19 protein-coding genes are annotated in these 21,273 nt (G+C 46.8%); 13 read left to right on the top strand and 6 right to left on the bottom strand.

Going from position 1 to position 21,273, the window contains the following annotated elements:
• Positions 1 to 175 precede the first annotated feature (175 nt).
• A complete protein-coding gene (locus KNQ14_RS12710; protein WP_029340886.1) occupies positions 176 to 1,069 on the bottom strand; it encodes a 1,4-dihydroxy-2-naphthoate polyprenyltransferase in 894 nt (297 codons plus the stop codon).
• Between the two features lie 159 nt (positions 1,070 to 1,228).
• Between KNQ14_RS12710 and KNQ14_RS12715 the strand changes: the two genes are divergently transcribed.
• The 6 genes from KNQ14_RS12715 to menC all read left to right on the top strand — a co-directional run bounded on the left by KNQ14_RS12715 (position 1,229) and on the right by menC (position 8,376).
• Positions 1,229 to 2,614, top strand: a complete 1,386-nt coding sequence (locus KNQ14_RS12715) for an isochorismate synthase (RefSeq protein ID WP_214861232.1) — start codon at positions 1,229 to 1,231, stop codon at positions 2,612 to 2,614.
• On the top strand, positions 2,604 to 4,247 hold the full coding sequence (gene menD, locus KNQ14_RS12720) for a 2-succinyl-5-enolpyruvyl-6-hydroxy-3-cyclohexene-1-carboxylic-acid synthase (protein ID WP_214861233.1): 1,644 nt from the start codon (positions 2,604 to 2,606) through the stop codon (positions 4,245 to 4,247). Before KNQ14_RS12715 ends, menD begins: the two co-directional genes overlap by 11 nt.
• Positions 4,244 to 5,020, top strand: a complete 777-nt coding sequence (menH, locus tag KNQ14_RS12725; protein WP_214861234.1) for a 2-succinyl-6-hydroxy-2,4-cyclohexadiene-1-carboxylate synthase — start codon at positions 4,244 to 4,246, stop codon at positions 5,018 to 5,020. Before menD ends, menH begins: the two co-directional genes overlap by 4 nt.
• Before the next feature lie 18 nt (positions 5,021 to 5,038).
• Positions 5,039 to 5,863, top strand: a complete 825-nt coding sequence (gene menB, locus KNQ14_RS12730; RefSeq protein WP_023469886.1) for a 1,4-dihydroxy-2-naphthoyl-CoA synthase — start codon at positions 5,039 to 5,041, stop codon at positions 5,861 to 5,863.
• A 63-nt stretch (positions 5,864 to 5,926) separates the two neighbouring features.
• Complete coding sequence (menE, locus tag KNQ14_RS12735) at positions 5,927 to 7,309, top strand: o-succinylbenzoate--CoA ligase (protein ID WP_371743355.1); 1,383 nt, start codon at positions 5,927 to 5,929, stop codon at positions 7,307 to 7,309.
• The gene (gene menC, locus KNQ14_RS12740; RefSeq protein WP_214861238.1) at positions 7,306 to 8,376 is read left to right on the top strand and encodes an o-succinylbenzoate synthase; all 1,071 of its coding nucleotides are present in this window, start codon (positions 7,306 to 7,308) and stop codon (positions 8,374 to 8,376) included. Before menE ends, menC begins: the two co-directional genes overlap by 4 nt.
• A gap of 78 nt (positions 8,377 to 8,454) precedes the next feature.
• Here menC and map read toward each other — a convergent pair whose 3' ends face one another.
• The 5 genes from map to KNQ14_RS12765 all read right to left on the bottom strand — a co-directional run bounded on the left by map (position 8,455) and on the right by KNQ14_RS12765 (position 13,612).
• Positions 8,455 to 9,216, bottom strand: coding sequence for a type I methionyl aminopeptidase (gene map, locus KNQ14_RS12745; RefSeq protein WP_023467279.1), 762 nt, complete (start codon positions 9,214 to 9,216; stop codon positions 8,455 to 8,457).
• Between the two features lie 13 nt (positions 9,217 to 9,229).
• The gene (locus tag KNQ14_RS12750) at positions 9,230 to 10,420 is read right to left on the bottom strand and encodes an EAL-associated domain-containing protein (protein ID WP_023467278.1); all 1,191 of its coding nucleotides are present in this window, start codon (positions 10,418 to 10,420) and stop codon (positions 9,230 to 9,232) included.
• A 72-nt stretch (positions 10,421 to 10,492) separates the two neighbouring features.
• Positions 10,493 to 10,759, bottom strand: coding sequence for a hypothetical protein (locus KNQ14_RS12755; protein ID WP_023467277.1), 267 nt, complete (start codon positions 10,757 to 10,759; stop codon positions 10,493 to 10,495).
• A 106-nt stretch (positions 10,760 to 10,865) separates the two neighbouring features.
• Positions 10,866 to 12,425: a degradosome RNA helicase CshA gene (gene cshA / locus KNQ14_RS12760; protein ID WP_035398788.1), complete on the bottom strand. Its 1,560-nt coding sequence runs from the start codon at positions 12,423 to 12,425 to the stop codon at positions 10,866 to 10,868.
• A gap of 332 nt (positions 12,426 to 12,757) precedes the next feature.
• The gene (locus KNQ14_RS12765; protein ID WP_023467275.1) at positions 12,758 to 13,612 is read right to left on the bottom strand and encodes a CvfB family protein; all 855 of its coding nucleotides are present in this window, start codon (positions 13,610 to 13,612) and stop codon (positions 12,758 to 12,760) included.
• A gap of 233 nt (positions 13,613 to 13,845) precedes the next feature.
• Between KNQ14_RS12765 and KNQ14_RS12770 the strand changes: the two genes are divergently transcribed.
• The 7 genes from KNQ14_RS12770 to KNQ14_RS12800 all read left to right on the top strand — a co-directional run bounded on the left by KNQ14_RS12770 (position 13,846) and on the right by KNQ14_RS12800 (position 21,230).
• Positions 13,846 to 14,013, top strand: a complete 168-nt coding sequence (locus tag KNQ14_RS12770; protein ID WP_214856485.1) for a hypothetical protein — start codon at positions 13,846 to 13,848, stop codon at positions 14,011 to 14,013.
• A 124-nt stretch (positions 14,014 to 14,137) separates the two neighbouring features.
• Positions 14,138 to 14,443 (top strand): hypothetical protein, encoded by a 306-nt coding sequence (locus KNQ14_RS12775; RefSeq protein ID WP_023467273.1) that lies wholly within the window; start codon positions 14,138 to 14,140, stop codon positions 14,441 to 14,443.
• A gap of 38 nt (positions 14,444 to 14,481) precedes the next feature.
• Positions 14,482 to 14,739 carry a hypothetical protein gene (locus KNQ14_RS12780; protein WP_023467272.1) on the top strand — a complete coding sequence of 86 codons (258 nt, stop codon included), beginning with the start codon at positions 14,482 to 14,484 and terminating at the stop codon, positions 14,737 to 14,739.
• A 78-nt stretch (positions 14,740 to 14,817) separates the two neighbouring features.
• Positions 14,818 to 15,516 carry a lysophospholipid acyltransferase family protein gene (locus tag KNQ14_RS12785; protein WP_214861240.1) on the top strand — a complete coding sequence of 233 codons (699 nt, stop codon included), beginning with the start codon at positions 14,818 to 14,820 and terminating at the stop codon, positions 15,514 to 15,516.
• 1 nt (position 15,517) lies between these two features.
• Positions 15,518 to 17,419 (top strand): ABC-F family ATP-binding cassette domain-containing protein, encoded by a 1,902-nt coding sequence (locus tag KNQ14_RS12790; protein ID WP_214861242.1) that lies wholly within the window; start codon positions 15,518 to 15,520, stop codon positions 17,417 to 17,419.
• 171 nt (positions 17,420 to 17,590) lie between these two features.
• A complete protein-coding gene (locus KNQ14_RS16940; RefSeq protein ID WP_214861244.1) occupies positions 17,591 to 19,432 on the top strand; it encodes a diguanylate cyclase domain-containing protein in 1,842 nt (613 codons plus the stop codon).
• A gap of 10 nt (positions 19,433 to 19,442) precedes the next feature.
• Positions 19,443 to 21,230: a GGDEF domain-containing protein gene (locus KNQ14_RS12800; protein ID WP_214861246.1), complete on the top strand. Its 1,788-nt coding sequence runs from the start codon at positions 19,443 to 19,445 to the stop codon at positions 21,228 to 21,230.
• Positions 21,231 to 21,273 lie beyond the last annotated feature (43 nt).

Consider the following 21,273-nt stretch of genomic DNA (forward strand, 5'->3'; position numbering starts at 1 on the left):
TTCAGTTCCACCTCTAACCATATTTCCTGATTTCCGACCTTGTTTGATCTTTCAGGCACATTGCTTCAATTATAGTAAAATTTTAAATCAGTGACAACCGAAGTAGTTTTTTTCTAACTGTTCGCTATCTTCACGTTAAAAAAGCAGCAAGCGAATCGCCTGCTGCTCCAAAGAATCAGATATTCGCGATCACGAGACTGATTGCAAGTAATAGTCCGAAAATCGTGTTCACTTTACCGGTCTGTGCCATGCCAGGCATCAGCTTTTCCGGTGGCAAGTCTTCCCAGAAGAGACGGACCGCTTTGATCATGAGCGGAATACTCAATAACGCGAGTAACGCAAACCATGAGACTTCGAATGCGAGTACGGCAATAATGAGAGACAGGACAGCCGCCGCAAAAAATCCGATCAAGACGTACACGGCACGGCGATGTCCGACGAGACAGGCAATCGTTTTTCGTCCGTTGACCTTATCATTATCCAAGTCACGAATGTTATTCGCAAGTAGGATCGAACCAATCAAGATGGCGACTGGTACCGAAATCGCAACGGCTTCTGTCGGAACATAACCAATTTGTAAGTACGCCGAAATCGCGATGATGATATATCCCATGAAAAAGCCTGCAACGACTTCTCCAAACGGTGTATAGGCAATCGGAAGCGGTCCTCCTGTATAGATATATCCGACGAACATCGAAATGAGTCCTACGACAAGTAACCACCACGATGTCTCGATGCACAGATACACACCGAGTAATGCTGAGATGCCATACAATGTAAGTGCGAACGCTAGGATCGTTCCCGGCTTGAATCCGTCACGAACGATCGATCCACCGATTCCGACCGACTCCTCCGTATCTAAACCACGTTTGTAATCGTAGTATTCATTGAACAGATTCGTTGCGATTTGAATCAACATCGATGCGATCAACATCGCCACGAACAAATCCAAGCGTATCGATTCCACGCGTGGTGCGACAACTGCCGTACCGACGACGACCGGAACAAAACTTGCTGTTAATGTATGCGGTCGTGTCATTCGCCAATAGACAGCGATTGATTTATTCATATAATAACCCCTTTCCTGTCTAAGTGTAGCGGGTTTCGTTTTTTGCTGTCAATGTTCAATCCGAGATAGCTTATTCCTTCTTTTTTGTCCGCAAAAAGTTTACACTTAGATTAAGTGAAACATATCACAGTATCTATAGACTAGGGGGCAATGAGCGGTATGGCTTACGCTCAACAAGAGCTAAAACAGTGTATCGAACAGGCCGTCAGTCAGGCGAACGCCTCACAACGACCTATACTCGCTTCGTATTCATGGGAAATCGAAGCAATTGACATGCGTTCCCTCGAACAGGGTATCGAGGAACGATTTTATTTCGCGACACCTGATCGCTCGATGCGGGCCATCGGGTTTGGCATCGTACAACAACTTCAGGCTTCAGGAACGGATCGTTTTTTACGAATTCAATCGCAATGGGCAAACTTGAATCGCGATCATGTCGGTCATGATTTATTTGCGTTCAGCGGATTTTCGTTTACCGAACTTAAACAACCGGATTATCGTTGGTCTTCCTTCGGAGACGCTTCGATGACGATTCCGAAGTTTTTATTTCTAGAACAAGATGGCAAGACACGTGTGACGATTTTTGCTCGCGTCGAGCCAATGGATCAAGTCGATTCTATCTTAAATGAACTCTCACTCGATTTCGCCAAAGTCAATCAACCGCAACCATCGACTGAGGCAGGCGTCACGCGCTTACGACTATCGCGAGATGGGAATGAAGCCTTTGAAGCTTCGTTCCAGCAAGCGATGCACTACTTGGAGACGACACTTGAAAAAATCGTCCTGGCGCGCGAAGTCGTCTATGAGCTGGATCGTCCACTCGACGTAGCCGCTGTCGTCGCTGAACTCGAAGATACGCAGCCCGGCAGCTACGTCTTCTGTTTCCAACCAAATCCGGAAGAAGCCTTTATAGGCGCTACACCGGAACGACTCGTCTTAAAACGTGGACGTCGTCTTGAAACCGCAGCCGTCGCTGGTTCTGCACCACGCCACGCAACGGATGAGATGGACGAAGCACTCGGTCAATCGTTATTACAAGATCAAAAGAATCGGGTGGAGCACGGAATCGTCGCGGATTCGATCGAACGGACATTATCTGTATTTTCAGAGGAACTGGATTGTCCGGATACGCCGATTCTCTTGAAGAATCGCCATATTCAACATCTTTATACACCGATCACAGCTCATTTAAAAGAAGATGTGACGTTATTCCAATTAATCGAAAAACTGCATCCGACACCTGCACTTGGGGGCGAGCCCAAGCAGTTAGCAGTCGATGCCATCCAAGAAATCGAAACGTTCGAACGAGGATGGTACGGTTCACCTGTTGGTTGGATGAACGGACAGGATGACGGGGAATTCATCGTTGCCATTCGATCTGGATTGTTTACAGAACGGGCGGTCATTCTTTACGCCGGTTGCGGTCTTGTCGAAGGCTCTCATCTCGATAGTGAACTGGCAGAGACGGAAACTAAACTATCACCGATGGTACAAGCACTTGGACACATCGGTTCGATTGAAAAGGATGATATTTATGTTGACTAAGTGGATGCACACGTTAATCGATACGCTCGTCGCTTCTGGTGTCCGGGACTTCGTCATCAGTCCCGGTTCCCGTTCGACACCACTTGCCATTGCTGCTTTTCTGCATCCTTCTAGCCGTACCCACGTCCTTGTTGACGAACGGTCGGCTAGTTTTTTTGCTTTAGGTCTAACACGGACGGAAGAACGCGTTCGTCCCGTTGCGTTGATTTGTACAAGCGGTACCGCTGCGACGAACTATTATTCAGCAGTGACCGAAGCGAACATCTTTGAACTTCCGCTGATCGTCTTGACCGCCGATCGACCACACGAATTACGGAATGTCGGTGCGCCACAAGCTATTGATCAGGTCGATCTGTACGGGAAGCAGGTTCGCCATGCGTTTGATCTTCCGTTAGCAGAAGAAGCAAGTCTTCCTTACGTCGCTCATGTCGCACAACGCGCAACCTTACTCTCCCTGACGGAACCAGCTGGTCCGGTTCAAATCAATGTTCCGTTACGTGAACCGCTCGTGCCGGAACTCGATCTCTTACGGACAGGACGCCCGGTCGGTATTTTACCTGAACCGACACCGGGCGTAAACGACGCTTTAGCGACCACACTTCAAGAAGAGCGTCTTCTTTTTGTACTTGGACCACAACTTACTGCGGCGGACAGTCAGGTTGTCATCTCGTATGCGAAACAAGCAGGGATTCCGGTATTGGCGGATCCACTCAGTCAAGGACGACAATCGCATGATGCTCACGTTTTTGCCTATTACGATACATGGCTCAAACATCCAGCTACCGCTCAGCACGTCCGACCAGACCGAATCATTCGTTTCGGTGCCATGCCGACGTCAAAACCTTATCTGCTTTGGTCTCGGGATATTCCGACGACGGTCGTCGGTCATCCAGGAAACTGGCGCGATCCACAGCTTCATTCGGATTTCGTAATTGGTCACGCGCGACAACTCGCGCATCATGAATCTGTTCCGCACGATCCTGCGTATCTGACACTGTTGCAACAGGCGGAGCGACGCGTCGCCGCTGCTTTTGCGACAATCGATCAAGAGGAGATGACGGAATACAACGTCATCCGTGCATTGACGACGTTACAGGACGGAAGTCTCTTCGTTTCAAACAGCATGCCGATACGGGATGTCGATACGTTCCTACCGACAGGAACACCGCTTCGTCTACTCGCGAACCGAGGTGCGAACGGAATTGACGGCATTCTCTCAAGCGCTCTAGGAGCAACGTTTGACGCCATACACCGCTATTTACTCGTCGGCGACTTAGCGTTCATTCATGATATCAACGGTCTGATGACAGCACGGACGCTTCCGTTAACGATCATTCTCGTCAACAATGCGGGTGGCGGAATATTTAGTTTTTTACCGCAACAGCAACTCGAGCAAGAGGTGTTCGAGCCACTTTTCGGTACACCGCAGCATCTCGACTTCGCTTCTCTCGCTTCCGGATATGGCGTAACCTATCAGGCGATCGATTCCATCGCCGCGTTACGTCAAGCACTTGCGGAAGAGACGAACGTCACTCGGATTCTTGAAGTCAAGACGACACGAACAGAGAACGTACAGATGCACCGTTCGATCTGGGACGTGACGAATCATGCGTTAGCCGAGGTGTTCCAATGATTTTGCGTGGGCATACGTATCATGTGAAAATCGAGGGATCGGGTCCACCGCTCCTATTGCTTCATGGTTTTACAGGCTCGCTCTCGACGTGGGACATGCTAAGTGAGCATTTATCGACTCACTTCACCGTCTATCGCCTTGATTTGATGGGGCATGGAAAAACGACACCGGCGTCTGAGCAACGAATGCGTTTGACGCAACAGGTCAAGGATCTCGAGGCACTGCTCGCTATGCGATCCGAGCCATGGATCGTCCTCGGGTATTCGATGGGTGGCCGAATCGCTTTAATGCTGAGCGTCGTCTCTGAGCAAATCGCTCGGACGATCGCTGTTAGTACGACACCGGGTCTTAAGACGGCAATCGAGCGAAAAGTACGTCGTACATCGGATCGATTGCTTGCGGAGCGACTCGAAAAAGGCGGACTCGAAGCTTTCATCGATCACTGGGAGACACTTGGACTATTTAAACCCCAAGCCCTTCTCCCGGAATCGCAACGTACGCGACTGCGTCAGGAGCGCCTGTCCCAAACGGTTGAAGGTTTAAGTGCTTCGTTACGTACACAAGGTACAGGAAGCATGCCACCCCTATGGTCATGCCTTCCGAAAGAGATTGATTGGATCGTCGGGGCAGAGGATGAAAAATTCCGTGCCATCGCTTCACGAGCGGCATCACCTGAAAAAATTCACGTGATTTTGCACGCTTCGCACGCCCCACATATCGACCAACCGCAAAAGTTTGTTACAATGGTAGAGAATCTACTTATTCATCACTAACATATTGGGGGAATTCACATGAAATATGCTCCGGAATGGGTATCAGCCCGCAGCTATGAAGACATCAAATATGAACAATGGAACGGGATCGCGAAAATCACGATCAACCGTCCTGAAGTTCGCAATGCGTTCCGACCACACACGGTCCACGAACTCATCGACGCATTTTCACGTGCACGTGACGATCAAAATGTCGGCGTCATCATCTTAACAGGTGAAGGCGATCTCGCATTCTGTTCTGGCGGAGATCAAAAGGTACGTGGACATGGTGGATATGTCGGTGACGATGAAATTCCACGCTTGAACGTTCTTGATCTTCAACGTTTGATTCGTGTCATCCCAAAACCAGTCATCGCTATGGTCGCAGGTTATGCGATTGGCGGCGGACACGTCCTTCACCTCGTGTGTGACTTGACGATCGCTGCAGACAACGCCCGCTTCGGACAAACTGGTCCAAAAGTTGGTTCATTCGATGCTGGATATGGCTCTGGTTACCTCGCACGCGTTGTTGGACACAAGAAAGCGCGTGAAATCTGGTACCTCTGCCGTCAATATGACGCACAGCAAGCACTGGATATGGGACTCGTCAACACGGTCGTTCCACTCGCAGATCTCGAGCAAGAAACGATTCAATGGTGTGCTGAAATCCTTCAACATTCACCAACGGCTCTTCGTTTCCTCAAAGCGGCATTCAATGCTGATTCAGATGGTCTTGCAGGGATTCAGCAACTCGCAGGAGATGCAACGTTGTTGTACTACACAACGGACGAAGCAAAAGAAGGACGCGATGCGTTCAAAGAAAAACGCAATCCGGACTTCGGACAGTTCCCGCGTTTCCCATAATGAAAAAAAGGTTCAATCGTCTTACGACATTGAACCTTTTTCGTATATTCATCTCAAAAGGAAGTGACTATTTTGTATCCTTGGATCTATACACGGGCAAAAGAACAGCCGGATGACATCGCGCTCATTACGGAAACGGAGCGTTGGTCGTGGTCTGAACTATATACACGCGCACATCGCTTAGCAAGTACTTGGGCGACGATCGTGACACGTGGAGACCGGATTGCTCTTTACGGTCCATCGAGTGCGCGCTACATCGTCGCACTTCACGCAGCTCAATTGCTTGAATTGACCGTCGTCCCGATCAACACACGTTTGACGCAAACGGAAGTATTACGTCAATTCAAACAGGCAGATGTACGGCTCATCGTGACGGACCGGACACTTGATACAAGGATCCCGTGCGTGGCTTTCTCTTATGAAAAAGAAGCACCTGACCTGTTAATACGCCATATGCCCAAGCAATACGTCCAATCGATGCTCTTTACGAGTGGTACGACCGGACATCCGAAAGCCGTCGAACAAACGATGTTGAATCATTTTTCAAGTGCGACGAACGCCGCGCGTCATATCGGATCACTGCCAGAGGATCGTTTTTTGATCGTCACGCCGCTGTTCCATATGAGTGGATTAGCTGTCGTCTATCGGGCAGTCATCTATGGAGTACCAATCATTCTTGAGCCACATTTTTCACCAGAACGCGCATTACACTGGATTACGACGGAAAAGATCACCCATGTCTCACTCGTCTCGGTCATGCTTGATCGACTGCTCGAAGCCGGGCTACGTCGCCACGCACTTCGCGTCGTACTGACAGGAGGCGGTCCTGTACCATTACCGATTCTGACGCGTGCACTCGACCGCAATATCCCGGTCATGCAGACATACGGGATGACGGAAACCGCTTCTCAAATCGCAACCCTCTTGCCTGAGGATGCCTTACGAAAGATTGGATCGGCCGGACAAGCGATTCATCCGACACAAATTCGCATTACACGTCATCAAGAAATCGAAGTCAAAGGACCGACGATCATGAAAGGCTATTTTCATGAGGAAGAGAAAACGGCAGACGCCTTTACGGCAGACGGTTTTTTCAAGACTGGTGACTTAGGACGTCTGGACGCCGACGGATACCTCTATGTTCTCGATCGTCGAAGCGATCTCATCATCTCAGGTGGGGAAAACATTTATCCAGCTGAAGTCGAATCAGCACTTCTCTCGATTGATGGAATTCAAGAAGCAGGTGTCGTCGGACGATTTGATGCTAAATGGGGACAAGTTCCGGTCGCCTTCATTGTCAGTACACTCGATGAAGTCATCGTCCGAACGGAAATCAGTCAATTGCTCGCTAAATATAAATGTCCGGTTGATTATATCTATCGTAGCGCGCTGCCACGCAATGCGAACGGTAAACTATTGCGGAAGCAACTGAAGGAGTCATTATGAGTATCACTCTCCGGTCTGCCGAACTGTTCGATGTTCCGCTCGTCTTTCGTCGTCCGATGCAAACCGCCCTCTCGACGCTGACAGTACGCCAGACGACGATTTTGCGTCTGACCGATTCGGAAGGACGAGTGGGTTACGGGGAAGGTGTCGCGTTCGATACACCGTGGTATACATCGGAAACACAACACTCCCTCCAAGGAATTGCTCCACTGCTGTATCGGTTACTTGAACAACCGCTCCATCATCCAGCAGACGTTACGAATCGTTTCCGCATCGTGCAAGGTAATCCGATGGCAAAGGCGATGTTCGAAGGAGCGATCTATGAATTATTTGCAGCAGCTACCGGTCAATCGCTCGCCACGTATCTCGGAGGTGATGAATCATCTCTCGTACCTTGCGGGAAAGCACTCGGACGGGCTTCTGCAGCACAGACCGTCGAAGCCGTCGGACAAGCGATCGCTTCCGGATATGGACGGATCAAGCTGAAGCTCGCTCCGACGGATACCGTCGTTCTTGAGCAAGTACGTGCCGCTTTCCCTGATGCGCCCTTGATGTTTGACGCTAACGGCAGCTTCACTGAAGCAGACTTCCCTCTATTACAGCAGTGGGATTCATTCGGTCTCGTTATGATGGAACAGCCGCTCGCAGCGTCGGATTGGTCCGGACATCAACGTCTCGCTATACTCTTACAGACACCGATTTGTCTGGATGAATCCATCGTCGCTCCAGTGGATGCCGAGTTGATGAAGACGCTCCAAGCTGGTCAGATTCTGAACATCAAGCCGGCACGCGTCGGTGGACTGACGAACGCTTTGTCCCTTCGAACAAAAGCACCCTACTGGCTCGGTGGGATGTTCGAGAGCGGTATCGGGCGTCGTCAGACCCTTGCTTTTGCAACACTTCCTGGACTCGCTTATCCGATTGATATGGCAAGTACTGCCGATTATTTCGAAGAAGATTTGCTTGAGACTCCGTATCATGTCGAACACGGACACATTCGTTATTCCGCTCCAGCCGTATCCGAGTCACAGTTAAACAAATTGGCAACGTCCCGGATATCCTTATAATAGGAGTACTACAACAAAAAAGAGGCAATGGATTGACTTCCATTGTCTCTTTTTCGTATTTTACTATATAAGCTTTTCTTAGAACGATTCTTTGCCTTCGACTTTCGTCAAAATCTCATACCCGTCTTTTAAGACGACGACCGTGTGCTCGAATTGTGAGACGAGACTCCGGTTCGGTGTGTATAACGTCCAACCGTCCCGCTCATCTTCGATACAGAACTCATCTCCTGTTGAAATAAACGTCTCGACAGCGATGACTTGCCCTTCCTTCAACAAATCATTCTCTTCACGATTGAAGTAGTTCGAGATGGATTCTGGCTCACCATGGAGTGTCTTACCGAGACCATGTCCCGCTAAGTTACGGATGACCGTGAAACCGCTCTTACGTGTTTCGGCATAGATTGCTTTTCCGATCTGGTTGACCTTCGTTCCGGCTTTGACTTTTTCAAGTCCTTTCTCAAGCGCCGTCAATGACACTTCAACGAGTCGGACATCTTCCGGACGTTTTGCTTCTCCTGCGATGACCGTCTTCCCTGTGTCCGAGTAGTAACCGTTCTTCACAGCCGAGACATCGACATTGACGATATCACCTTCTTGAATGACATACTTCCCTGGGATACCGTGTGCTGCGATATCGTTGACACTGATACATGTCGCTCCTGGGAAATCGTACATGACGATTGGAGCAGACTCTGCTCCCTGTTCCTTCAGGATGCGTGCTCCGATGTCATCGAGTTCCTTCGTCGTGATTCCCGGTTTGACGGCATCCGCCATCTCATCGCGTGCCATGGCGACGATTCGTCCAATTTCTCGTAATGCCTCGTAATCATAATCTAACACTTTCATTTCCTCCTCATTCACTCAATCGTTCTTGATATAGATAATCTGCAGAGATATCCGCAAATAAGAACATCCCATTACTGAGCGGCATACTAAATGTCCGCGTTTGTTCACTCGAGCTGAAGTCGACGTACCGTTCGGATAAATATCCACTATGTCGTCGTTCCATCGCTACCGTCGTCCGGATGAAGTAAGGACGGAAACTCCAGTTGTACCCTTTGTAGAAGGAATACAGCTTCCACTCCCCACTCTTTTTACTGACGTTTGAAGATTGTTGGAATCCATTCGCATCCGTGATATAAAACCGTATGAATTCCGGCTCCATCTTCCGGGCGAGCGTCAGCAACCATTGATCGAGATCTTGCTCCGGCTTCAAGGACTGACAATCTTCATTAAATCGAACCGTCCAGTCTTGCTCTAGCTGAAACAAGCGATTCATCTGCTCGCGATCATATTTATAAAACATCGGGACTTCATGGATCAACACTTCCATACCAGGACAGGTCATGACCCATTCAGGTGATGCTTCTCCAAGTAGATTCCCCATGTAGTAACGTCCTCCGTGTTGCCACGCATACCGAAGTTGACCGAGATGACTGATATTCTTATACAAAAGTGGCGCTCCAAGCTGGTCGCAAAGATGCTCCATCGTCTGTAAGAGATGTGGATACGACGCTGAGACGGTCTTTTTTTCAATCATGGAGGATAAATCGACGATCAACATATCCGGCGACATCGAAAAGACACGTTCAAGACTCGTTGCTTCCGCACGGTCCAGCGCTACCTTCAGTCCAGAGTTCTGGTAATACGCGACGATCCGACCCAGACGGTCAAAATCATCGACTTGGACATCCGTCAAAGTAACGTACATCCGCTCTTTTGGAAACGACGAGTCGACCGTCCGTAAGACATGCAAGAAGTCCTCCCCACCGTTTTCAAACAGCCAAGCTGGACGACAACGGATCAGAATAAACGCTTGTGCATCGGAGGGTACTTTTTGGAATGCTTGACGGACGACATGCCCCATGACTTCGAGTTGATACTCGATTGGAACATCATCTTCCTGAAAAAATGGTTTTAACGGTTCTCCACGAAAATGGGACTGGATTTCATACCCTTCCACCTTAAAAGGGGCAGCGCCTACGATCGGTTGAAACCATGCCTCTATCTCTTCGGGATGAACGATGACATCTAATGCATCCATTCTATTCCCCCCTTGTACTCTTGTTCTATCTTAACAAAAAAAGAGCCTCTCTGTAACGAGAGAGCCCCTGTTTTACGATAACGTCGTATCTTTCCGCAATGCGATATACAAGTACACACCGAATGTCGCCGTCAAGTAGATGATACTCAGGACACCGTATTGGATTCCGACGGCTCCCCCCTTACCGATGGCTAACACAAGAAAGATGATGCCGCCAAATAATAAGGTCGCCAACGGAATATAACGAAAATGTCCTTTTGTCGTCCGCTCACAAATCTTTTTCGTCGCGACGATCAGTGCAACGAGACAGACGGATGCTGCTACATAAATGGTATACACGAATGATTCAGCCCTCTCCCTATCGTTCATGGCTCATTTTATCATGACCGCTCAGATAAATCATAAAAAAGAACCGACTTGTCTGTGACAAATCGGTTCGAATCGTTTACTTTTCAAAACGTGGTTTACGTCCACCACGGTTACGATCGCTTTCGCTACGGTTGCTACGTCCAGCATAACCGCCTTCACGACGATCTGATGAAGAAGATGAACGACCACCTTCACGACGCTCGCCACCGCGCGGGTTGTTTCCACGGTATCCGCCACTGCGGTTGCCGCTTCCACTTCCACCTTTGTTTCCGTAAGGACGACGGTTTCCACCACCGTTGCTACCGAAACGTTTCACGCGGATTGGTTCGATTGAAGAGATTTGGACTGGTGTTGCATCCGGCTCTTTCGTCAATCCTTTAAGTGCTGCTGAAAGAAGTTCCACTGCTTCGTACTCTTCTAAGAGTTCTTGTGCAAGTGTCGTATATTCTTTTGAGTCTTTTGCTTCAACGCGTTTGATGAGTTCTTGTGCAGCAAGCTTCAAGTTGCCTTCTAAGATTTCATCAAGTGTTGGTGCATGACGACGTGACATTTTTTTGTTCGTGACACGTTCGATTGTTTTGATTTGACCGAATTCACGTGGTGTAACGAATGTGACAGCCGATCCTGTTTTACCAGCACGACCCGTACGACCGATCCGGTGAACATAGCTCTCTGGATCTTGTGGGACGTCGAAGTTGTAGACGTGTGTGACACCAGAGATGTCAAGACCACGTGCTGCAACGTCTGTCGCGACGAGGATATCAATCGTTCCTTTTTTGAAACGACGGATGACTTGGTCACGTTTTGCTTGTGTTAAGTCACCGTGTAAACCGTCAGCTGTGTATCCACGTTGGATCAAACCTTCAGTCATTTCGTCAACACGTTTTTTCGTACGACCGAAGATGATTGAGAGTTCTGGAGAATCCGTGTCGATCAAACGGCAAAGAACGTCGAATTTTTGGCTTTCTTTCAATTCGATGAATGACTGGTCGATGTTTTCAACTGTCATTTCTTTTGCTTTGACTTTGATGTGTGTCGGAGTCGTCATGAAACGATCTGCGATTTTACGAATTTGTGGTGGCATCGTTGCTGAGAATAAGAGTGTTTGACGTGTTTCAGGAAGTGCACCGAGGATTTTCTCGATGTCTTCGACGAATCCCATGTTCAACATCTCATCTGCTTCGTCAAGGATGACCGTTTGAACGTGATCGAGGTTCAACGTCTTACGGTTCATGTGGTCCATCAAACGTCCTGGTGTCGCAACGACGATTTGTGGATTTTTGCGAAGTGCGCGGATTTGACGATCGATTTGCTGACCGCCGTAAACAGGAAGTGCATGAACGCGTTTTACTTCACCGATCCGGTTCAATTCTTCTGCTACTTGGATTGCGAGCTCACGTGTTGGAGCAAGAATCAACGCTTGGATGTTGCGTGATTTTGCGTCAAGACGCTCGATTGTTGGGATACCGAATGCTGCAGTTTTACCAGTACCTGTTTGTGCTTGACCAATTAAGTCAACGCCGCTGAGTCCGACTGGAATTGTTTCTGCTTGGATTGGTGTTGCTTCTTCGAAGCCCATTTTTAGGACACCTTTGATAAGTGCCTCACTAAGATTTAATTCACGAAATGTTGTCAATGCTAAATACTCTCCTTTGTCATATGAAAAGCGTCTGCCACTAAACAGACGCTACCGTAACGAATACAATCGACTACCTATTATAACAGAATCTATCACATAAAGATAGAGTGGTTTCTCTTATAATAATGTTTAGGGAAGTCACCATCATAATCGTTGCCATAAGGGCGAGGGAAAGGCGAAGTGCCCGGACCGTGCGATGTACGTCATCGCGTGCCCCCACTAGTGATGGGGTATATTCAGTAAATGGTCGCCGGTAATCAAACCAGCCGCAACCACCAAAATGATGAATTCCTTACTATCTATTCGAAACGCAGGCTTACTCGGTCCGATTATTTCGTCAACCGAATACCCGTTTCATTTTTTTCTATTTTTTTATCTTTCAACAGGCGACCGAGCGCTCGTTTGAATGCTGCCTTGCTGAGACCGAATACTTCATCGATCGTCTCGGGAGCTGTCTTATCACCATACGGCATCTGACCATCATGTTCAAGTAGATGGTTCAGAATCAACTCCGCGTCTGTATCAATGGCTTCAAAGGCACGTGGTCGTGCTGAAAGTAATACTGTACCATCTGGTTTTACATTTGTCACTCGTAATTTCAAGACTTCTCCAAGACGCGGCCAACGTTCCATCTCACGTTCATGCAAGAATCCGATCGATTGATCGTTGACCCAGACGTTAACGCCTGGTTCACGTTGTGAGAAGACGAGACCTTCGACGTCCATGTTGTTCCACTCCTCTGGAGCTGGCTTCGCACGTAAGTTGAAGTATGCATAAGGTGCAGGGTCTCCGAGTAACCGAAGCTTCTGATCATGTTTCAGACGAATGAAGAGTTGATCGCCTTCTTCTGGCCAGAACATCCGGCGCTGCGGCAAATCGTCGAGTGAGACGAGAACGTCTTTTTGAATACCGATGTTCGCGAACACTCCTGTGTTATAGCGTGTCCCATTGATCGTCGTCTTGACATAGTCTTCAAATGAAGCTTCTGGAATCGTCATCGATGATGCTAGACGCCCTTCATTATCTTGATACAAGAAGACTTCTACCTCTTCATCGAGGGCTACTTTCCGTGTTTGTTCATTGTTATGCAACAACACATCTTCATTTCCATCTGTCAGAAACACTCCGAACTCTGCTTCGCGTTCTACTTTTAATGTGACAACCTGTCCTGCGCGTAATCCCATTTCGGGTCATCTCCTCTCTGTATTTGAATCGATTCCAGTTCTTGTGAATCGTTCTGCTGTTCTTTCCCTACCATACTATACTCTTTTTCCATTCATCTCTGATATCGACACAATGGTGACAGTTGTGACATATTTGTGAACGGAACACATTTGCGTGATTTTTTTGAAAAAAAGATATATGATTAAATAACAGGAAAAAGAAGGTTTAGTTTAGGTAAATATGGGGGATAAAAATGTTTCATAACATTCAATCGCGTTCGTTCGCACGACGCTTCACGAAAACATTGGTTTTTGCATTTTTTGCGTTCCTTGCTACGATTGGAATTGTCTTCGCAGAAGGATCGAACAGTACGAATATGACACCGAAGACACCAGCGCTTCAGCAAATCGATCGCCCTTAAAATCTACACCTTCCGTGTGGATTTTTTATTTTTTCCGGACATTTACAGGACGATAAAGGAAAATTGCGTTTGACCTCGAATTAAATGAACATGCATCATTTTAATTTTTGAGGAGGAAACGGACGTGCTCTTCTACTTATTTACGACGATTACGGGTCTCATCACTACATACTTAAGTTTTGTTACCGGTTATTATACGAGTTCGATCGGTGTGTTCGTCTTTACACTAGCGATTTGTCTGTCACTATCATCGATCCGCCAGTTGATCCGTACGTCCTATCTGACTTACATTGAATACATTCAACACCGTCGTGTCAAAAAACAGTACGAACGGATGAAGAAACGAGAACAATCTTATCAAATCGGCTATCCTCATCGAGATTCGAGTACACCACTTGCATTCTCCGCGACAGACCAGCATGATAAGTAAAGAACACGATTTCATCACCTAGGAGGAACAGATTCATTATGAACGAAATCCCTTTATCAAACGGTTGGACACTTCGCTACTCTCCTGTCATCGATTTATGGTTGAAGGAAGATGGCGTACTGCTCGTAGATCACGAAGATAAGGTCCGCTTGACTCTCATTTTGGATGAGGAAACGATGGAAATCAAACAGATCGACAATACGAACGCCACGTTCTCTGTTGATCCGACGACACGTCGCCTCACCTTTGAACTTGGAGAAAGCGAAGAGGAATCTGAGCCTCGTTACTGGGAATAATCACGCAGACTGGGTGCGACGCCCGGTCTTTTTTTGTACAATAACATCAGCAATGAAAAAAGGAGCTGTCACTTCACCATGATCCGTACTGTCATTTGGTTCATTTATTTTGGACTTGTCTTACCCTGTACCTTACCGTTTTTACCAAGCGCAAAACGTCGAACGCATCTCGCGCGCTATGCATTCGTTCAGCGTGTAGCGAGCGTCTGGGCAAACTCTCTTCTCCGACTCGCTGGCGTTCGTGTCAACGTGACGGGTCGTGAGCATATCCCGGCAAACGAACCCGTCGTCTTCATCTCGAATCACCAAGGGAACTTCGATGTTCCGATTCTACTTGGAACAATCGATAAACCGAAAGCATTCATCTCAAAAATCGAAGTGAATAAAATTCCAATCGTCAATGTTTGGATGAATCTGATGGGATGTGTCATGATCGATCGAAAAGATCGACGCCAATCGCTGAAAGCGATTCGTTCTGGTGTCGAGACGATCAAGGACGGACAATCGATGATCATCTTCCCGGAAGGAACACGCTCTAAAGGCGGACCGATGGCGGAGTTCAAAGCGGGAAGCTTTACCCTTGCGACATCAAGTGGCGCACGCGTCGTTCCCGTCGCGATTTCAGGTAGTTACCGTGTCATGGAGGAAACGGGTAAGATTCGTCCGGCTACGGTCGAAGTCACAATCTTACCCTCGATTGATCCGAGCACGATGACACAAAAAGAACTCGTCCAGACAGTCGAACAGCAAATCAAACAGATTGTAGAAGGTGTCTAATATGTTAATGAAAGCAGAAAATCTCAAAAAAGAATTTGCCGATAAAATCGTCTTCGAAGATGTGACATTCTCCGTCTCACCTGGCGACCGGATTGGCATCATCGGCGTCAATGGTACCGGTAAGTCGACTCTCCTGCATATCTTGGCAGGTAAAGAGACGGCAGACGCTGGTACGATGCATCACCCGAATGATTATCGGATCCGCTTGCTATCGCAAACGACCGATTATCCGGAAGACCAAACGGTCATGGAAGTACTATTGTCTGGTGATACACCAACGATTAACGCCTTACGTCACTATGAAACGGCGCGTCTAGCACTCGAACAAGATCCGACGAGTGAAACGTTACTCAATCGCTTCATCATTGCTCAGACAGAAGTCGATGCTGCGCAAGCTTGGGACACGGAATCACGCTTAAAAATGATTTTAAACAAACTCGGTATCCTCGACTTGAACGCGTTGATCGGCTCGCTTTCCGGAGGACAACGCAAACGTGTCGGACTCGCTGAAGCTTTACTCGATGAAGCCGATCTTCTCCTGCTCGATGAGCCGACGAACGAACTGGATGCCGAAACGATCAGCTGGCTTGAAACTCAAATCAAGGAATACCGTGGTGCGATTCTACTGATCACCCACGATCGCTATTTCTTGAATCGTGTGACGAATCATATGATGGAGATCGCGAACGGTACAGCTTATTTCTATGTCGGAAACTATGAATCATTTCTTGAAAAACGTGCCGAACGTCGTGAACGGACAGCTTCTATGGAAGAAAAACGTCAAAACATCCTCCGTCGCGAACTCGCCTGGTTGCGTCGCGGAGCAAAGGCGCGGACGACGAAACAAAAAGCGCGGATCCAGCGCGTGGATGCTTTACAAGACCTCTCGTACGAGGAAGAAGAATCAACACTCGAAGTACAGGTCGGTTCGACCCGTCTTGGTAAAAAAGTCATCGAAGCGCATGATGTCTCGCATCGATTTGGTGAACGGACTCTTTTTGAATCGTTTAACGCTCTGATCGGACGGAAAGAACGGTATGGTATCGTCGGGCGAAACGGGAGCGGAAAATCAACACTTCTTTCAATCCTTGCGAAACGCTTAGAACCAACAACCGGTGAAATCATTCACGGCGAAACGGTGAAGATCGGCTTTTATGGGCAATTTGCCGAATTCACGCATCCCGAACGCCGTGTCATCGATGAGGTCGAACGAATCGCAAAAGTCATCACGACACTCGCTGGCGAGGAGATCACGGCAAGTCAGATGCTCGAACAGTTTCTCTTTAAACCGGAAGCCCAATATAAACAAATCGGTAAGCTGTCCGGCGGCGAAAAACGACGTCTGAAATTGTTGACAATTTTGATGGAAGAACCAAACGTCCTCTTCCTTGATGAGCCGACGAACGACTTGGATACTGAGACGTTATCCGTACTCGAAGATTATTTAGAATCATTCCCAGGCACCGTCATCACGGTCAGCCACGATCGCTACTTCCTCGACCGGGTCGTCAATCGCTTGATTGCATTTGAAGACGGGAATGTCGTCTTTTATTATGGACAATATACAGACTATCTTGAGCAAATGACAGCACCCGTTCCCTCAATCGTTGTTGAAAAGACGGTTGAGGTTGCTACAGCACCAAAGATAGAGACGCCAAAGAAACTAAGTTATCAGGAGCAACAAGATTGGGCAATCATTGAACAACAAATCGAAGAAAGTGAGGCAGAACTGGAGCAATTAGAAGCCGAACTTGCTTCGGCAGGAAGCAATCTCGGTAAAGTCAATGAACTGTATCAAGCCATTGAAAAAACGAAAGCGATGCTTGAAGAACGGATGGAGTATTGGACGTACCTTTCTGAAAAAATCGAGGCATTTGAAAACTATCGTCAATCTAATCAATAATTTCGATAAGCGGAGTTCTTCCTTAAAGAAGAACCCCGCTTTTTTCATGAAATGGGAATTGCCTCTTATTTTCATTTTAAATCTGAAAATAAATGTGAATTCAAACTAGATATCGGGTAATGTTATAGCATATTTCATTTTCATGGAAGGCTTGCGAAAGGAGGAGTTCCGGTGAAACGGATCGTTCAAAACATCTACCCTACCGTCGCATTCTACTTAGTTGTTACGTACACCCTACTATGGCTATTGCCACAAGATCGCTCGTTACAACTTTCAGCGATCATTAGTCTAGTCGGTTCTTTCGTCATCTTCCTACTTAGTCAATCGAAGGCTTTCAAACAATCTTCCATTCCATATAAATGGTTATCGGTCGCCTTTTTCTCGTATTTTCTAGGCGATCTCCTCAATATGATTGGTCGTCTTTTTCAATGGAACGCTGTTAACCTGAACGTCTTATTAGATCTGCCTTATACGGTTCATTTAACGATGATGGTCATCTTCTTATTTCGGCAGTTGGATTTGACTTTGTTTCAAAAACAAAAATTATTGATTCTTGATTCTTTAACATTGTTCACTGTATCAATGATTGCTGGATACATCGCTATTTTCCGCTTTGTCCCCTCTTATACTAGAACGGTACTCGAGCAAATCAGTTGGACCTTCTATGCCTTCTTGACGATTCTGTTGACGCTGTTCTTTTTCTTACTTTATGCTTCTGGACTAAAGCGAAACGTATCGAGATTAGGGTTCCTCTTCCTAGTACTCGGAACGTTCGTGCTCGGTATGACGAACTTTATTTTTTATACGTTGTTATTGAACGGTGAACCGCGAATAGCTGGATTATTGCTTCCGCTATACCCACTCAGCGGACTCTTCACCCTTGCCTTCATGAATACTCGCGCTCTTCCCATCAGTCATGAACAACAAGCAACTCTTATTCGGGTCGAAACACTTACGCGTTCCTTGATGTCGTACATCTTATTATCTGTACTGATTCTCTATATTACATTCTTCCCTGTCTCCCAAACCTTCTTCTCACTTTCCGTCGGCATTACGTTTTTATTATTTTTAACACGACAGCTTTTTTCATATCAGGAAAATCTGCTGTTGTTACAGGAAACAACAGCACTGCAAACGAATCTAGAAGACATTGTCCATCAAAAGACAGCACTCTTACAGTTAAGGGAAAAGGAACTAACATCGCTTTTTCTATCTTATCCAGAAATTGTTCTTGAAATCGATGCTACGTATCAGATTCGATCTGTCAATCCAGCTGCTGTCGAAGCTGGATGGAGCAATTTACCGCTCGGACCGAGCCAACGGCTACAACTTGATCGACTCATTCCATTGCTTCAACAAGCGCAGCTGATTTGTCCCTCTCACTTGCTACATGTACCGGCCACGGAGGAACATCCGGAAATCTTTTTGAATACGACAATCATCGATATCCCGGATCAACAACGCTATTTCGCCATCTTGGCGGATATCACGGAAGATTATCAACAGGAAGTATGGCTAGAACGTATGGGGTACTATGATTCGCTCACGCATTTGCCAAACCGGCGTTACTTCGAGGAACAACTTTATCTGACTCTGCCGACGTTAGAATACGGCTCCTTACTATTCATTGATTTAGACGGTTTCAAACAAATCAATGACACTTATGGGCATGATGTTGGTGACCTCGTGTTACAAGAGACGGCGAGCCGCCTTCAATCGATGACGACGTCAACTGATCTCGTTGCACGTCTTGGAGGAGATGAGTTCTTGATCTTCATTCAGGCATCTGCTTCGGAAACACGTCAGTTTGCCGAACACGTTCTCGAAGTTCTAAATCATCCGTTCTACATCCAGACACATACGCTTCAAGTCACACCATCAATCGGAATTTCCTTATACCCTGAAGTTGGTAAAAGCTGTGAACAATTATTGATTCGAGCAGATGAAGCCATGTACCATATTAAGAAGACCGAAAAAAACAATTTTTTGTTCGCTACTCAAATTAAACGTTAGGAGGGAGTCCATGCTTAAATCGAACTATTTCATCCGTTGGTTTCCTGCCATGCTCGTCATATCTTTTGCTCTAATGATCCTTGCTACATGGACTCCTTCCATTTCTAATCGGATCTTTGAACAAGTACTACAGTATGCCTCTCTTGGATTGATTGCTTACTTTATTCTTACTGCTTATCGTAAGGAACAAACATTGGTCGTACCCAGACGAAAGTTTTGGCTGATCGCTTTAGGATCACTGGTTTTAACCTGCATCGGTTCCGTTCTTGAGACATTACATTTCTTCGATCAAGACTTTCCAGTTCCATCTATTTATAGCCTGATTTTATTTTCAATATCTCATTACGTATTCTTATACGCGATTTTTTACCGAATCATCACAAAACGGACACTCGGACAACACGTGGTCGCTTTCGTCGATGCCGCGATCATCGTCGTTTTCGTAGCACTTGTTGCGTTTCATGTCCTCAATGAATTGACGAATCCGGGACTGCAAACTGTTCCTTATGCCATCATCGTCATTACGAATACATCACTCGGTTTATTCGTCTTCTTCTATTTCACGTTCATTCAAGAAACTCATTGGGTATCAAGAATGGCATTATTCTTATTGTTCTTATCCATTTTCATTCGCGGTATCTACGAAGTCTCAAGTGTTTATTTCCCGGACTTCTCAGCAAATTATCTATTGTTTTTCCCGATCTTGATCCGTTTGGCGCAAAGTGCAGCTATTTTATGGCATATTGATCATATTGAAGAAGGAACCACTCGAACGAAAGTCATTCCCCGTTCCTGGCTCCCTCTACTGGCCGTTCCTTTATTCATTCACTATATGGTGGAACAAGAAGGCGGGAAGCTCGATATCTTCATCATTTTAGTTTTACTAATCATTCGACAAATCTTGATTGCTCGTCAGCATAGGTTGATCGTTGCACAATTACACGAACGGAATGAACAACTCGCTTCACGCATCGAACATCGCAAACAACAAATCAAAGATAGTGAACAGCAAGTCATCCCACTCTTTCTCGGTCATCCTGACCCGATGATTCGACTCGATCAATCCGGAACGGCACTATACGCAAATTTAGCTGCCCAACGTCTGTTTCATTTACCCGACATGACGATTGAACATATTCCTCGTACGATGCGTCACTTATTAGAAACACTTGAGACAGATATCGATGAGCATGAAGATGAACAACACAGAAAGTATGAGATCATTGATATTCCGATTCAGATTGCTGCCACCTCGATGGGGCGTTTCACGATTTTACATGACGTCACTGAACGAAAGCTCCGGCAAAAAAGGATCGAATACCACGCCTACCATGACGCCTTGACAAGTATCGGAAACCGTCGTTCGTTGGAGCGAGATTTTTCAAACCATCTCCTCGAGATGAATTATCTTGCGGTAGTCGATTTAGACGGTTTTAAGCAAGTCAATGATACGTATGGTCATGAAGCAGGTGATTACGTATTGATCGAAGTCGCGAAACGATTGAGCGAGCATACGAATTCTTTAGAACAGGTGTATCGACTTGGTGGAGATGAGTTCGCGATCCTCTTACAAGCCGATGATGAACTGTCCTTACGTCGAAAATGTAAATCCTTCTTACACTTTTTAAGACGTCCTTACGTTTATAAAGGACAATCCTTATTCGTTTCTGCAAGCATCGGTGTGACCGCGTGTCATAAGGCTGATCTTGAAACATGCTTAAAGCAAGCCGACCTTGCCATGTATCGCGTGAAACATCGGGATAAAAACGATGTCGCCCTATATCGAGCAGATTCATGAAAAAAACCTAGAATACGTTGACCATAATCGGGTCATGTATTCT

Origin of the sequence: Exiguobacterium sp. s161 (assembly GCF_018619045.1) — a bacterium.
Taxonomy (GTDB): domain Bacteria; phylum Bacillota; class Bacilli; order Exiguobacteriales; family Exiguobacteriaceae; genus Exiguobacterium_A; species Exiguobacterium_A indicum.

Excerpts from the sequence above, each read along its gene's own strand:
- menD (WP_214861233.1), top strand. The coding sequence starts at position 2,604 with ATGTTGACTAAGTGGATGCACACGTTAATCGATACGCTCGTCGCTTCT.
- KNQ14_RS12770 (WP_214856485.1), top strand. The coding sequence starts at position 13,846 with ATGTTTCATAACATTCAATCGCGTTCGTTCGCACGACGCTTCACGAAA.
- KNQ14_RS12765 (WP_023467275.1), bottom strand. The coding sequence starts at position 13,612 with ATGGGATTACGCGCAGGACAGGTTGTCACATTAAAAGTAGAACGCGAA.
- menH (WP_214861234.1), top strand. The coding sequence starts at position 4,244 with ATGATTTTGCGTGGGCATACGTATCATGTGAAAATCGAGGGATCGGGT.
- KNQ14_RS12780 (WP_023467272.1), top strand. The coding sequence starts at position 14,482 with ATGAACGAAATCCCTTTATCAAACGGTTGGACACTTCGCTACTCTCCT.
- KNQ14_RS12790 (WP_214861242.1), top strand. The coding sequence starts at position 15,518 with ATGTTAATGAAAGCAGAAAATCTCAAAAAAGAATTTGCCGATAAAATC.
- menC (WP_214861238.1), top strand. The coding sequence starts at position 7,306 with ATGAGTATCACTCTCCGGTCTGCCGAACTGTTCGATGTTCCGCTCGTC.
- menB (WP_023469886.1), top strand. The coding sequence starts at position 5,039 with ATGAAATATGCTCCGGAATGGGTATCAGCCCGCAGCTATGAAGACATC.
- KNQ14_RS12785 (WP_214861240.1), top strand. The coding sequence starts at position 14,818 with ATGATCCGTACTGTCATTTGGTTCATTTATTTTGGACTTGTCTTACCC.
- KNQ14_RS12710 (WP_029340886.1), bottom strand. The coding sequence starts at position 1,069 with ATGAATAAATCAATCGCTGTCTATTGGCGAATGACACGACCGCATACA.
- KNQ14_RS12750 (WP_023467278.1), bottom strand. The coding sequence starts at position 10,420 with ATGGATGCATTAGATGTCATCGTTCATCCCGAAGAGATAGAGGCATGG.
- KNQ14_RS12800 (WP_214861246.1), top strand. The coding sequence starts at position 19,443 with ATGCTTAAATCGAACTATTTCATCCGTTGGTTTCCTGCCATGCTCGTC.
- KNQ14_RS12715 (WP_214861232.1), top strand. The coding sequence starts at position 1,229 with ATGGCTTACGCTCAACAAGAGCTAAAACAGTGTATCGAACAGGCCGTC.